Here is a 13007-nt window from a genome sequence, read left to right on the forward strand (position 1 = left end):
TCCCGTCTGTTGTCAGACGTTTCCTTCATAGTCCTGTTGCCTGGCCTGATGTTCCCGTTGGAACTCAGCCAGCAACACCGCTTGCTCGTCAGTCAGAGCTAGGCTTTCTAGAAGTTCAGGTCTTCTAAGCCAGGTTCGGCCCAGCGACTGCTTTAAGCGCCAACGACGTATCTCGGCATGGTTACCCGACAGCAGAACTGGCGGTACCTCCATCCCTTCCAACACCTCTGGGCGGGTATAGTGCGGGCAGTCCAGCAATCCGTCGGCGAAGGAGTCTTCCTCCGCTGAGGCCTGATGGCCCAGCACACCCGGTATGAAACGGGCGACTGAATCAATCAGGGTCATTGCCGGCAGTTCCCCGCCGCTGAGAACGTAATCGCCGATTGACCATTCTTCGTCAATTTCGGCTTGGATTACGCGCTCGTCTATCCCTTCGTAACGGCCGCATACCAGAATCATCTTCTGATTGGCCGCCAGTTCGCACACGCCGGTTTGATCCAGCTTGCGCCCCTGAGGTGACAGATAAATCACCTTTGCTCCCTCGCCTGCCGCTGCTTTCGCCGCATGAATGGCTTCCCGTAAAGGTTGCACCATCATCAGCATTCCCGGGCCGCCGCCGTAAGGGCGATCGTCCACGGTACGATGCCGGTCGTAGGTGAAGTCGCGAGGACTCCAACACTGCACGCTCAGCAGGCCATTTTTTACTGCCCGGCCAGTCACCCCGTAATCGGTGATAGCGCGGAACATCTCAGGAAACAGGCTTACAATACCGATGAACACAAGCCAATCCCCTTACCGTTATTCCACTTGCTTCGACCGTTTGATCCGGGGGTCAAAAACCAGGATCCCAATCTGCCTCAATCACGCGGGCAGTGAGATCGACTTTCTTGATAACCTGCCCATGAAGAAACGGAATCAACCGCTCCTTCATGCCGAACGCATCTTTCAGGTTCGCTTTCACAACCATCACATCGTTCGAGCCGGTTTCCATCATATCGATGACTTTACCCAGCTCGTAGCCGGCGGTGGTGACTACCTGGCAGCCCATCAGGTCTTTCCAGTAGTAATCGTCACCCTCCAGCGGAGGAAGTTGCTCAGAATCCACCATAATCTCGCGATTAGTCAGCAGATTCGCCGCGTCCCGATCGTCAATGCCTTTGACCTTGATGATCAGATCCTGACTGTGGCGCTTCCAGTCTTCCAACTCGATATGCTGCCACTGACCCGCCTGCTGGATAAACCACGGCTGATAGTCAAAAATGCTTTCGGCGTTCTCGGTGGATGAAAACACTCTGAGCCAACCACGAATGCCGTAAGCGGACCCCATTTTACCGAGTACAATCGGCTGCTTAGGCGCTACCGGTTTGAGTTGCTTGCTCATTGCCACCACCGCGACAGATTAAGCTGCTTTCTTAGCGTCTTTGATCAGCGCGTGAACGCGATCAGAAACGGTTGCACCCAGACCAACCCAGTGCTCGATGCGGTCCAGGTCCAGACGCAGTGCTTCAGCCTGACCGGAAGCGATCGGGTTGAAGAAGCCAACGCGCTCGATGAAACGACCATCACGAGCGTTGCGGCTGTCGGTCACTACTACTTGATAGAACGGACGCTTTTTAGCGCCGCCACGTGCCAAACGAATTGTTACCATAACATCCTCTTTAGTTAATAAAACAGCCGGGCCCCATTGAGGGACGGGGCCCGGTTGCAATATAAAAAGCCCGAAAATTTTACTCATTTTGGCGCAAAAAGCAATCTAAAGCGTCGATCGCAGGGGACAACTTTTGCAGCCTGTCAAATTTCGGGCGGTTTTCACCGCGAACGGCGAATGCTGAAAGCGCCCGCACTCAGCGTGCGGAGGCCCATCAGCGGCCTGGGAAGCCCGGTGGCATCATACCTTTCATGCCGCGCATCATCTTCGCCATACCGCCTTTCTTCATCTTCTTCATCATACGCTGCATTTCGTCGAACTGCTTCAGCAAGCGGTTGACGTCCTGCACCTGCATGCCGGCCCCCATCGCGATGCGGCGCTTGCGCGAGCCCTTGATGATTTCAGGTTTGGCGCGCTCTTTCAGCGTCATCGAGTTGATGATCGCCTCCATGCGCACCAGCACTTTGTCATCCATCTGCGATTTGACGTTGTCCGGCAGTTGGCCCGCGCCCGGCAGCTTGCTCAACATGTTGGCCATACCGCCCATGTTGCGCATCTGCTTGAGCTGCTCCAGGAAGTCGGTCAGATCGAAACCGTCGCCCTTCTTCAGCTTGTTGGCCAGTTTCTCCGCCTGCTCGCGGTCGACCTTGCTTTCGATATCTTCGATCAGCGACAGCACGTCGCCCATGCCCAGGATGCGTGACGCCACGCGATCCGGATAGAACGGCTCCAGCGCTTCGGTCTTCTCGCCGACGCCGAGGAACTTGATCGGCTTGCCGGTGATGTGGCGGATGGACAACGCCGCACCGCCGCGCGCATCGCCGTCGACCTTGGTCAGCACCACGCCGGTCAGCGGCAGCGCTTCGTTAAACGCCTTGGCGGTATTGGCGGCGTCCTGGCCGGTCATGGCGTCGACCACGAACAGGGTTTCCACCGGCTTGATCGCCGCGTGCACCTGTTTGATCTCGTCCATCATCGCTTCGTCAACGTGCAGACGGCCGGCGGTATCGACGATCAGTACGTCGTAGAATTTCAGCTTGGCCTGTTGCAGCGCGCGATTGACGATGTCGATCGGTTTTTCTTTGACGTCAGACGGGAAGAAATCGATGCCGACGCCTTCCGCCAGCGTTTCCAGCTGTTTGATCGCCGCTGGGCGATAAACGTCCGCGGAAACCACCAACACTTTCTTCTTCTGTTTTTCTTTCAGGAACTTGCCGAGCTTACCGACGCTGGTGGTTTTACCGGCGCCCTGCAGGCCCGCCATCAGCACCACCGCCGGCGGCTGGGCCGCCAGATTCAGCTCGGTGTTGACTTCGCCCATCGCGGCGATCAGCTCGCCCTTGACGATCTTGACGAACTCCTGCCCCGGCGTCAGGCTCTTGTTGACTTCATGACCAACCGCGCTCTCTTTGACACGGTTGATGAAGTCGCGCACCACCGGCAGCGCAACGTCCGCTTCCAGCAATGCCATACGCACTTCACGCAGGGTTTCCTTGATATTCTCTTCGGTCAGCCGCCCGCGGCCGCTGATATTGCGCAACGTGCGCGACAATCGATCGGTTAAATTTTCAAACATCGTCTCATGCTCAACGTGTAATGACAGGCCGCTCCGGCGACACAATTGCGCCGATGATAACACGAAGCGCGCAGGATCTCTGCCTCAGCGTTGGAGATAGGTTGGAGTGAAACGCGCGCAACGTTATACTGACACTCCTATTAACCACGCCGAAGCAAAATTAAACGCTATGCCAGTTTTCTCCATTGTGGCTTTGATGGCCTACCTGCTCAGCCTTGGACTGATCATTCCCAGCTTGTTGCGGAAGAACAGCGCATACCGTCGACTGGCCCTCGTCTCGGCGGTGGTGGCGCTGATTTGCCACGCCATCGCGCTGCAGCAGCGCATCTTTGACGTCAGCGCCGGGCAGAATCTCAGCCTGCTGAACATTGGTTCTATCGTCAGCCTGATCATCTGCTCGGTGATGACCTTCGTCGCTTCACGCGATCGCGGCTGGTTCCTGCTGCCGATCGTCTACAGCTTCGCGATGATCAATCTGGCCTTCGCCAGCTTCATGCCCGGCGAGTTCATCACTCACCTGGAGGCCAGCCCGGAATTGATGGTGCATATCGGCCTGGCGCTATTCTCTTACGCCACCCTGATCATCGCCGCGCTCTACGCCTTACAGCTCGCCTGGCTCGACTACCTGTTGAAAAACAAGAAGCTGACCTTCAGCGCCGACATGCCGCCGCTGATGAGCATCGAGCGCAAGATGTTCCATATCACCCAGATCGGCGTGGTGCTGCTGACGCTCACCCTGTGCACCGGCCTGCTGTACATGGATAACCTGTTCAGCAAAGAGAACGTGCATAAAGCCGTGCTGTCGATCATGGCCTGGTTCGTGTATATCGTGCTGTTGTGGGGCCATTACCATGAAGGCTGGCGCGGCCGCCGCGTCGTCTGGTTCAGCTTCGCCGGCGCCTTCCTGCTGACGCTCGCCTATTTCGGCAGCCGTCTGATTCAGCAGGTGATGGTGCGCTAGGCCAGCCTGACTCAATTCTCCCTCTCTATAAGGAATACTGCATTGGAGCATGTGTCGACGGGGACCCTCATCATTATCCTGGTGATCATGATCGTGGTCTCCGCTTACTTCTCCGCCTCCGAAACCGGCATGATGACGCTCAACCGTTATCGCCTGCGTCATCTGTCCAAACAGGGCAACCGCTCGGCGCGTCGGGTGGAGAAGCTGCTGCAAAAACCGGATCGGCTGATCGGCCTGGTGCTGATCGGCAACAACCTGGTCAACATCCTCGCCTCGGCGCTGGCGACCATCGTCGGCATGCGGCTGTATGGCGATCTCGGCGTGGCGATCGCGACCGGCATACTGACCTTCGCCGTGCTGCTGTTCGCCGAAGTGCTGCCGAAGACCTTCGCCGCCCTCTATCCGGAACGTATTGCCTTCCCCAGCAGCGTCCTGCTGGCCCCGTTGCAAAAGGTGATGTTCCCGCTGGTCTGGCTGCTCAACGGCATCACCAGCCTGACCTTGCGCCTGTTCGGCATTCGCACCAACGTGCGCATCAGCGACGCCGTCAGCAAGGATGAGCTGCGTACCATCGTGCGCGAATCCCAGTCGCAGATCTCACGCCGCAATCAGGACATGCTGATCTCGGTGCTGGATCTGGAAAAGGTGACGGTCAACGACATCATGGTGCCGCGCACCGAGATCGTCGGCATCGACGTCAACGACGACTGGAAGTCGATCATGCGCCAGCTGACCCACTCGCCGCACGGCCGCATCGTGCTGTATCGCAGCTCGTTGGACGATGCGATCGGCATGCTGCGCGTGCGCGAAGCCTACCGCCTGATGACCGAGAAAAAAGAGTTCAACAAAGAGAACCTGCTGCGCGCCGCCGATGAGATCTACTTCGTACCGGAAGGCACGCCGCTCAACGTTCAGTTGGTGAAATTCCAGCGCAATAAAGAGAAGGTCGGCATCGTGGTCGACGAGTACGGCGACATTCAGGGCTTGGTCACGGTGGAAGACATTCTCGAAGAGATCGTCGGCGACTTCACCACCTCGATGTCACCGACGCTGGCAGAAGAAGTCACGCCGCAGAGCGACGGTTCGGTCTTGATCGACGGCACTGCCAACGTGCGCGAGCTGAACAAGGCCTTCAACTGGACCTTGCCGGCCAATGAAGCCCGTACCGTCAACGGTATGCTGCTGGAAGAGCTGGAAGAGATCCCCGACATCGGCACCCGGGTGCGTATCAGCCACTACGATATCGACATTCTCGACGTGCAGGGCAACATGATCAAACAAGTGCGAGTCACGCCGATCACCTCGCTGCAGTCCAGCGTAGGCCATCACTAACCGCCGGCCAGAACGTAAAAAAGACGCGAAATCGCGTCTTTTTTTATCTCTGCGGGAAACTCGCGGCTAGATATGCAGTTCCTGCAGCTTCTCTTTCGGCAGCGCCAGCTCGTCGTTGTGGTTAACCACCACGTCGTTATCCAGGATGTGCTTGGCGATCTCCTGCGCTTCTTCCAGCGAGTGCATATGGTAAGTGCCGCACTGGTATTCGTTCAGCTCAGGGATTTTGCGCTGGTCAGTCACTTTCAGCACGTCGGCCATTGCCGCTTTCCAGGCATCGGCAACGCGCTGCTCTTCCGGCACGCCGATCAGGCTCATGTAGAAACCGGTACGACAGCCCATCGGGGAGATGTCGATAATCTCCACGCCCTGGCCGTTCAGGTGGTCACGCATAAAACCGGCGAACAGGTGCTCCAGCGTGTGAATGCCGCGCTCGGGCATCACTTCCAGGTTCGGGCGGCAAAAGCGCAGATCAAACACCGTGATGGTATCGCCATGAGGCGTTTTCATGGTTTTTGCAACGCGGACAGCCGGAGCTGCCATACGGGTATGATCGACGGTAAAGCTATCCAGCAATGGCATTTCGCTACCTCCTCGTAAAAGAGCATTTATTTCGAAACTTTTTTTCCTAACCGGGAAACCTTTTCCAACCCTGCGAGTCTGAGTATGTGAAAGACGCGCATTTGTTATCATCATCCCTGTCATCAGAGATGCATATTTGGCCACATTGATGTGGCCTTTTTCTTTTTCAGCTTCCGCCGTTTTGCTTCAGGAACGCTTCAAAGCTTAGCGTATCATTGGCTTCTATGTCGCGTTGGCGCTGCCACGAGGCTTCCCGCTCTTTATCCAGCTCGGCCTCATTCAGGATTTCCAACGGTTCTTCCAGCAACGTCTGGCGATACTGCTCCGCCAGCTGCAGACCGACGCGCCCAGTGCCTTCCGCCTTCATCGCCTTCAGAATGCGCGCGGAGAAGGTCAGCTCAGGATCGTCGAACGCGGCGACCAGCTCATCGCACACCTGCTGGTATTGACGGTTGCCGGCTTCGCCGTCCAACACTTCCGCCACCCGACGCAGATCGGCGAACAGCGCCTTACCCACTTTTTCCAGCGGCTCATGGCTGGCACCACAGCCGATGCCGATGGTCTGGCCCGGCTTGCGCCCTTCGAGGATCACCCGGTTCCAGTTCTTGCGCGTGCACAGCAGTTCATCGCTGCTCATCTCCGGCGCATCGGCCAGCGCGCACCACACCAGGAACAGATCCAGGAAACGCGCCTGCACCGCATCCACGCCGATCGGCGAGAACGGGTTGATATCCAGCGAACGCACTTCGATGTATTCGATACCGCCGCGCAGCAACGCGTCTGACGGTGTCTCGCCGCTTTGGGTCACGCGCTTCGGCCGGATCGGCGCATACAGCTCGTTCTCGATTTGCAGCACGTTGCTGTTCAGCTGCAGGTAGCGATCGCCCTCTTTCACGCCCAGCTTGGCGAACTCTTCGGAAGGCGTAGCAATCGCCCGTTTCAGACCGGCCACATAGCTGTGCAGATCGTTGAAGGTGATGCCCAAATTGCTCTGCGACTTATTGGTGTAGCCCAGGTCGCTCAGACGCAGCGAGGTGGCGTACGGCAGGTAGCACATCCCCTGCTCGGTGCGCTCGAACGGCAGAGTGGTCTCGCGCCCTTTGAGGAACGAAGAACAAATGGCCGGCGATGCGCCAAACAGATATGGGATCACCCAGCCGAAACGATAATAGTTGCGGATCAGGCGGAAATACCCCGCCGAGATCTGCTCTTTACCGCTTTCTGCGTCCTGCACGCCGGCCCAGGCCTGCCAAAATTCCAGCGGCAGCGAGAAGTTGTAGTGCACACCGGAAATAGTCTGCATCAGCGCGCCATAGCGATTCTTCAGCCCTTCACGGTACAGCGTCTTCATGCGGCCGATGTTCGACGAACCGAACTGCGCCAGCTCGATGTCCTGCTCGGCTTCGATAAAACACGGCATGCTGAGCGGCCACATGCGCTCATCGCCAATGTTGCGCGCCACGTAGCGATGAATATCGCGCAGGAACGTCAGCAGGTGATCGATATTGTCATCAACCGGCGTAATAAACTCTAACAGCGCCTCGGCGAAGTCCGTGGTGATCCAGTGGTGCGTCAATGCCGCCCCCAGCTTTTCCGGATGCCCGGTGGTCGCCAAGGTGCCGTTCGGCGTGACTCGCAGCGTTTCACGCTCGATGCCGCGACGAATGCCTTTTAATGCCTGAGGATGGGCTTCCAACCAAGAAAGCGCCTGTGATACGTCCGGGATCAAATTGACCTCCCGCTTCTAAAAACAATAACTCGTAAGCATACTGAATCCGCACCCGAGAGAATATTGAGTTATATTCACTTGGTTACTGCCACCAGGCAATGCCCTGTACCGTTATCATAGCCAAAACGATGTAACGCAGCGCCTTTCCGATACACAGAAACAGCGCGACAGAGCCCCAGGGCATGCGCAGCCAACCTGCCAACACGCACAACAAATCGCCCACCACCGGCACCCAGCTGAGCAACAGCGCAGCCGGGCCGAAGCGTTGCAGCCACCCGAGCGCCGTTGCCAGCCCCCGCTGTGGTTTCAACGCCGGTAACAGGCGCCCGATAATGACATTGGTCAAGCCGCCCAGCGTGTTGCCCAAGGTCGCGGCCAATACCAGCAATTCCGGCGAGACGCGACTCTGGGTCAGCAAGGCGACCAGAACGATTTCTGAATTTCCCGGCAGCAGCGTCGCACTGAGGAAGCTACTGCCAAATAACGATATTACGGCTAGCGTACTACTCACAGCGTGCGGACGTCTACCACAGCCATACCGGCACTTTTCGCCGCCTGAATGCCAAATTCGGCATCTTCAAACACCACGCATTTTTCCGGCGGCACGCCGATCAGTTCAGCACAGCGTAAGAAGGTATCCGGCTCCGGTTTATGGCGCTGTACGTCGTCCGCGCCGACGATCGCGTCGAAGCAGTCGAACAGGCCGAGATGACGCAGCAGCATTTCAGCCATGCGGTGCTCGCTGCCGGTACCGACCGCCATCGGACGGCGGCCGTGATAGGACTTCACCACCTCGATCAGCGGCAATGGACGCACGCTATCCAGCAGCATCGCTTCCACCGCGCGGGTTTTCTCCGCCGCCAGGTGATGGGGATCGAGGTCGGCCTGATGGCTGGCGATAATCGCCTGAGCGATGCGCCAGGTCGGCGAACCGCTCAGCGCCACCATGGCCGTTTCATCAAACGTCATGCCATAACGGGACAGCACTTCATGCCACGCTTTACGGTGCGTTGGCTCGGTGTCCAGAATCGTGCCGTCCATGTCGAAAATAAGACCCTGATAGCGGTCGTACATCGTTACTCCATGATCGTTGAGGAAAGAAAACTACTTTAGCGTAAAGCCGATGGGTTGTCGCTGACTGCGTCATAGCGGAATGTGCTGTGCCTAATCGTGCACAAAGGGGAAAGGGGGGAGATAGATAAAGGCTGAAAAGCGAAAAACCCGCCGAGGCGGGTTTCTCTTAGATGGTGCATCCAGGAGGATTCGAACCTCCGACCGCTCGGTTCGTAGCCGAGTACTCTATCCAGCTGAGCTATGGATGCATGTCTATTTTTTTACTGCTTGCCTGCTTCGCTAACGAAACACGACAGAAAGAATGGTGCATCCAGGAGGATTCGAACCTCCGACCGCTCGGTTCGTAGCCGAGTACTCTATCCAGCTGAGCTATGGATGCACAGGAATTCTTTTTTGATACCGTATGGTACGTTGTTACTACCCCACCATACTGCAAAATATGGTGCATCCAGGAGGATTCGAACCTCCGACCGCTCGGTTCGTAGCCGAGTACTCTATCCAGCTGAGCTATGGATGCAAATGGCGGTGAGGCGGGGATTCGAACCCCGGATGCAGCTTTTGACCGCATACTCCCTTAGCAGGGGAGCGCCTTCAGCCTCTCGGCCACCTCACCATACGCTTCTTTCGAATTGTGCCTAACTTGCTTTGGAGAAGCTCATCGGCACTGCGTGGCGCACATATTACTTTCTCCGACTTTTAAGTCAAACAATTTTTCCCAACTCATGCGCGTTTGCACAATTCACACCCAACATGGGCGATTTCACGGCAAAAAGGGCGTTTTATCAACAGGCAACCGCAGCGTCTGTGGCAACAAAGCAGGAAACTCACCGGGAAAATAATCACGAAAAAGAGAGGGGAGAACGAAAGAAGTGGGTAAAACGATGCAGTAGCGTCTCGTCTGGCAACGAGACGCTGCTTCGGAATCAGTAAGTCGTCTGCTGAGACTTCTCTGCCTGAATGCGCTGATAGATTTCTTCACGGTGAACCGAAACCTCTTTGGGGGCATTCACACCAATACGCACCTGGTTGCCTTTTACCCCTAGCACAGTGACCGTAACCTCATCGCCAATCATGAGGGTTTCACCAACTCGACGAGTCAGAATTAACATTCTTTGCTCCTTGAAAGATTAAAAGAGTCGGGTCTCTCAGTTTCCCCGTCATTATCCATCATATGTGGTGAAAACGTAAGCCGCGCAACCCACAATAAGTGTAAGCAGACTTGGTCCCACCTCAGATAATGGTAAGTTTAGCCGACCTGAAAAACTTTGTTCCCGCAATTGTAACTAAATTGTGTTAGCACAGTATGAAAACGCCATAATCAACAAAGTATTATGGCGTTTGTGCGTGCTATTTATTTATGTTCACAGCTTCGAGGCCACCCAGGCTTCTACGCTGTTTAACGCCGCTGGCAGGGCGTTGATATCCGTCCCCCCCGCCATCGCCATATCAGGGCGACCACCGCCCTTGCCGCCGACCTGCTGCGCCACGTTGCCGATCAACTCGCCGGCTTTCACGCGGTCAGTCAGATCCTTGGTCACGCCCGCGACCAGGCTGACTTTGTCATCAGCCGTCGTCGCCAACACGATAATGGCCGAACCCAATTGATTTTTCAGGTCATCCACCATAGTGCGCAGCATTTTGGCTTCGACATTGTCCAACTGGCTGACCAACAGCTTCACGCCGTTAACCACTTTCGCCTGACTGGACAGCGACGCGCTCTCCTGCGCCGCCTGCTGATCTTTCAGTTGCTGCAGTTCTTTTTCCAGCACGCGGGTGCGATCGAGCACCGAGCGCACTTTATCGGTCAGGTTGTTGCTATCGCCCTTCACCAACTGTGCAACGTCTTGCAACAAATCGCTTTGCTGATGCAGCGTAGCGATAGCGCCAGCACCGGTTACCGCTTCAATACGGCGAATGCCCGCCGCGGTGCCCGACTCGCTCAGAATGCGGAACAGGCCGATATCGCCGGTGCGGCTGGCGTGGGTGCCGCCGCACAGCTCGGTGGAGAAGTCGCCCATGGTCAGCACGCGAACGTTGTCGTCGTACTTCTCACCGAACAGCGCCATCGCACCCTTCTCTTTGGCATCTTCCAACGCCATCAGCTCGGTCTGCACCGGCAGGTTACGACGCACCTGCTGGTTAACCAGATCTTCCACCGTGCGAATTTGTTCCGGCTTCATCGCTTCGAAATGCGAGAAGTCGAAGCGCAGGTATTTGTCGTTAACCAGAGAGCCTTTCTGCGCAACGTGCTCGCCCAACGTTTGGCGCAGCGCAGCGTGCAGCAGGTGGGTCGCGGAGTGGTTCAGGCGGATGCTGTTGCGGCGTTCAGTGTCGATCTGCGCGTCCACGCGATCGTTCAGCTTCAGCGAACCTTGCGCCAGCTTGCCTTGATGGCCGATAGCCTGACCGTATTTCTGGGTGTCGTTGACCACAAACTCGGCTCCTGCGGCTTTCAGCACGCCTTTATCGCCGACCTGGCCGCCGGATTCACCGTAGAACGGCGTCTCGTCCAGCACCACCACCGCCTCTTCGCCAGCGTTGATCTGATCGACCGGCTGGCCGTCGCGGAACAGCGCAATGACCATCGCCTGCTGCTCGTCGTGATCGTAGCCGCTGAACTGGCTGCTGCCGTCCACACGGATCAGGCTGTTGTAGTCGGCGCCGAAACCGCTGGATTCGCGCGCGCGGCGGCGCTGTGCTTCCATCGCCTCTTCAAAGCCCGCTTCGTCGACTTTCAGACCGCGCTCGCGGCAGACGTCAGCGGTCAGGTCCACCGGGAAGCCGTAGGTATCGTACAGACGGAAAGCGGTTTCGCCGTCCAGGGTATCGCCCTGCAGCTTGGCCAGCTCTTCGTCCAACAGCGCCAGACCACGCTCCAGCGTACGGGCAAACTGCTCTTCTTCGGTTTTCAGCACCTGCTCCACCAGCGACTGCTGGCGTTTCAGTTCATCGGCCGCCGGGCCCATCACTTCGATCAGCGGCGCCACCAGCTTGTAGAAGAAGGTGTCTTTCGCGCCCAGCATGTTGCCATGGCGGATCGCACGACGAATGATGCGACGCAGCACGTAGCCGCGGTTTTCGTTAGACGGGATCACGCCGTCAGACACCAGGAAGGCGCAGGAACGGATGTGGTCGGCGATAACGCGCAGAGATTTATTGTCCAGATCGGTCGCACCGGTCACTTTCGCCACGGCGGCAATCAGGGTGCGGAACAGGTCGATCTCATAGTTGGAGTTCACATGCTGCAACACCGCCGCGATGCGTTCCAGGCCCATACCGGTATCCACCGAAGGTTTCGGCAGCGGCAACATGGTGCCGTCGGACTGACGGTTGAACTGCATGAAAACGATGTTCCAGATCTCGATGTAGCGATCGCCGTCTTCTTCCGGGCTGCCCGGAGGACCACCCCAGATGTGATCGCCGTGATCGTAGAAAATCTCGGTGCACGGGCCGCATGGGCCGGTATCGCCCATCTGCCAGAAGTTATCGGAAGCGAAAGGCGCGCCCTTGTTGTCGCCGATGCGGATAATGCGCTCGGCCGGTACGCCGATTTGCTTCTGCCAGATGTCGAATGCTTCGTCATCGGTTTCATACACGGTGACCCACAGTCGCTCTTTCGGCAGGTTGAACCAGTTTTCACCGGTCAGCAGTTCCCACGCGTAGCTGATCGCGTCGTGCTTGAAGTAATCGCCGAAGCTGAAGTTGCCCAGCATTTCAAAGAAGGTGTGGTGACGAGCGGTATACCCGACGTTTTCCAGGTCGTTATGCTTGCCGCCTGCGCGCACGCAGCGCTGCGAGGTAGTGGCGCGGGAATAGGCGCGTTTGTCGAGCCCCAGGAAAACATCCTTAAATTGGTTCATGCCGGCATTGGTAAACAGCAATGTCGGATCATTGTTAGGCACCAGGGAGCTGCTTGCTACAACCTGATGACCCTTACTATGAAAGAAATCGAGAAACGCTTGACGGATCTCAGCGGTGCTCTTGCTCATAATTTTCCTGGAAAGGCTAGAATAACGACACGTGAGCCGGTGGCGCGTCATCCCGACGATGACAACCAGCTCACGAACAAAAAGTGGGGATAAGATAAATTTTCTTCAGAGGGAAG

13 protein-coding genes and 4 tRNA genes are annotated in these 13007 nt (G+C 57.0%); 3 read left to right on the top strand and 14 right to left on the bottom strand.

All coding sequences use genetic code 11. The annotated features are described in order from the left end of the window. Positions 1-12: 12 nt before the first annotated feature. The 4 genes from trmD to ffh form a co-directional block, all read right to left on the bottom strand. Positions 13-780 carry a tRNA (guanosine(37)-N1)-methyltransferase TrmD gene (gene trmD, locus RE418_RS02130; protein ID WP_043143896.1) on the bottom strand — a complete coding sequence of 256 codons (768 nt, stop codon included), beginning with the start codon at positions 778-780 and terminating at the stop codon, positions 13-15. A 52-nt stretch (positions 781-832) separates the two neighbouring features. Then, the gene (rimM, locus tag RE418_RS02135; RefSeq protein ID WP_019455135.1) at positions 833-1381 is read right to left on the bottom strand and encodes a ribosome maturation factor RimM; all 549 of its coding nucleotides are present in this window, start codon (positions 1379-1381) and stop codon (positions 833-835) included. Between the two features lie 18 nt (positions 1382-1399). After that, the gene (gene rpsP / locus RE418_RS02140; RefSeq protein ID WP_004932501.1) at positions 1400-1648 is read right to left on the bottom strand and encodes a 30S ribosomal protein S16; all 249 of its coding nucleotides are present in this window, start codon (positions 1646-1648) and stop codon (positions 1400-1402) included. Between the two features lie 214 nt (positions 1649-1862). Next, entirely contained in the window at positions 1863-3224 is a 1362-nt protein-coding gene (gene ffh, locus RE418_RS02145) for a signal recognition particle protein (protein WP_004932504.1), read from the bottom strand. 169 nt (positions 3225-3393) lie between these two features. Here ffh and RE418_RS02150 point away from each other — a divergent pair, with 169 nt between their 5' ends. Together RE418_RS02150 and RE418_RS02155 are read left to right on the top strand one after the other, a co-directional pair. Next, positions 3394-4185: an inner membrane protein YpjD gene (locus RE418_RS02150; RefSeq protein WP_004932506.1), complete on the top strand. Its 792-nt coding sequence runs from the start codon at positions 3394-3396 to the stop codon at positions 4183-4185. A 42-nt stretch (positions 4186-4227) separates the two neighbouring features. Beyond that, positions 4228-5517, top strand: a complete 1290-nt coding sequence (locus RE418_RS02155) for an HlyC/CorC family transporter (RefSeq protein WP_043143897.1) — start codon at positions 4228-4230, stop codon at positions 5515-5517. A gap of 66 nt (positions 5518-5583) precedes the next feature. Here the strand turns inward: RE418_RS02155 and luxS are convergent, their stop codons facing one another. From luxS to alaS, 10 genes are all read right to left on the bottom strand, one after another. Further along, positions 5584-6099: an S-ribosylhomocysteine lyase gene (gene luxS, locus RE418_RS02160; RefSeq protein WP_019455133.1), complete on the bottom strand. Its 516-nt coding sequence runs from the start codon at positions 6097-6099 to the stop codon at positions 5584-5586. 166 nt (positions 6100-6265) lie between these two features. Continuing rightward, the gene (gshA, locus tag RE418_RS02165) at positions 6266-7828 is read right to left on the bottom strand and encodes a glutamate--cysteine ligase (RefSeq protein ID WP_043143899.1); all 1563 of its coding nucleotides are present in this window, start codon (positions 7826-7828) and stop codon (positions 6266-6268) included. A gap of 82 nt (positions 7829-7910) precedes the next feature. Beyond that, a complete protein-coding gene (locus tag RE418_RS02170; protein WP_004932520.1) occupies positions 7911-8339 on the bottom strand; it encodes a YqaA family protein in 429 nt (142 codons plus the stop codon). Next, positions 8336-8902, bottom strand: coding sequence for a fructose-1-phosphate/6-phosphogluconate phosphatase (gene yqaB, locus RE418_RS02175; protein WP_025301636.1), 567 nt, complete (start codon positions 8900-8902; stop codon positions 8336-8338). Before yqaB ends, RE418_RS02170 begins: the two co-directional genes overlap by 4 nt. A 171-nt stretch (positions 8903-9073) precedes the next feature. Then, positions 9074-9150 (bottom strand) — tRNA-Arg (locus RE418_RS02180). A gap of 54 nt (positions 9151-9204) precedes the next feature. Continuing rightward, a tRNA-Arg gene (locus RE418_RS02185) sits at positions 9205-9281 on the bottom strand. A gap of 61 nt (positions 9282-9342) precedes the next feature. After that, positions 9343-9419, bottom strand: a tRNA-Arg gene (locus RE418_RS02190). Between the two features lie 3 nt (positions 9420-9422). Continuing rightward, a tRNA-Ser gene (locus RE418_RS02195) sits at positions 9423-9515 on the bottom strand. 310 nt (positions 9516-9825) lie between these two features. Then, positions 9826-10011 (bottom strand): carbon storage regulator CsrA, encoded by a 186-nt coding sequence (gene csrA, locus RE418_RS02200; RefSeq protein ID WP_004091602.1) that lies wholly within the window; start codon positions 10009-10011, stop codon positions 9826-9828. 252 nt (positions 10012-10263) lie between these two features. Further along, positions 10264-12891 (bottom strand): alanine--tRNA ligase, encoded by a 2628-nt coding sequence (gene alaS, locus RE418_RS02205; protein WP_043135799.1) that lies wholly within the window; start codon positions 12889-12891, stop codon positions 10264-10266. Here alaS and RE418_RS02210 point away from each other — a divergent pair. Then, positions 12841-12984 carry a hypothetical protein gene (locus RE418_RS02210; RefSeq protein ID WP_162180460.1) on the top strand — a complete coding sequence of 48 codons (144 nt, stop codon included), beginning with the start codon at positions 12841-12843 and terminating at the stop codon, positions 12982-12984. The genes alaS and RE418_RS02210 overlap by 51 nt on opposite strands. The last annotated feature ends 23 nt before the right edge of the window (positions 12985-13007 follow it).

Origin of the sequence: Serratia sp. szju (assembly GCF_044594185.1) — a bacterium.
Lineage (GTDB): Bacteria > Pseudomonadota > Gammaproteobacteria > Enterobacterales > Enterobacteriaceae > Serratia > Serratia bockelmannii.

Coding starts and splice junctions, on each gene's coding strand:
- rimM (WP_019455135.1), bottom strand. CDS start 1,381: ATGAGCAAGCAACTCAAACCGGTAGCGCCTAAGCAGCCGATTGTACTC.
- alaS (WP_043135799.1), bottom strand. CDS start 12,891: ATGAGCAAGAGCACCGCTGAGATCCGTCAAGCGTTTCTCGATTTCTTT.
- RE418_RS02210 (WP_162180460.1), top strand. CDS start 12,841: ATGAAAGAAATCGAGAAACGCTTGACGGATCTCAGCGGTGCTCTTGCT.
- ffh (WP_004932504.1), bottom strand. CDS start 3,224: ATGTTTGAAAATTTAACCGATCGATTGTCGCGCACGTTGCGCAATATC.
- luxS (WP_019455133.1), bottom strand. CDS start 6,099: ATGCCATTGCTGGATAGCTTTACCGTCGATCATACCCGTATGGCAGCT.
- csrA (WP_004091602.1), bottom strand. CDS start 10,011: ATGTTAATTCTGACTCGTCGAGTTGGTGAAACCCTCATGATTGGCGAT.
- RE418_RS02150 (WP_004932506.1), top strand. CDS start 3,394: ATGCCAGTTTTCTCCATTGTGGCTTTGATGGCCTACCTGCTCAGCCTT.
- yqaB (WP_025301636.1), bottom strand. CDS start 8,902: ATGTACGACCGCTATCAGGGTCTTATTTTCGACATGGACGGCACGATT.
- rpsP (WP_004932501.1), bottom strand. CDS start 1,648: ATGGTAACAATTCGTTTGGCACGTGGCGGCGCTAAAAAGCGTCCGTTC.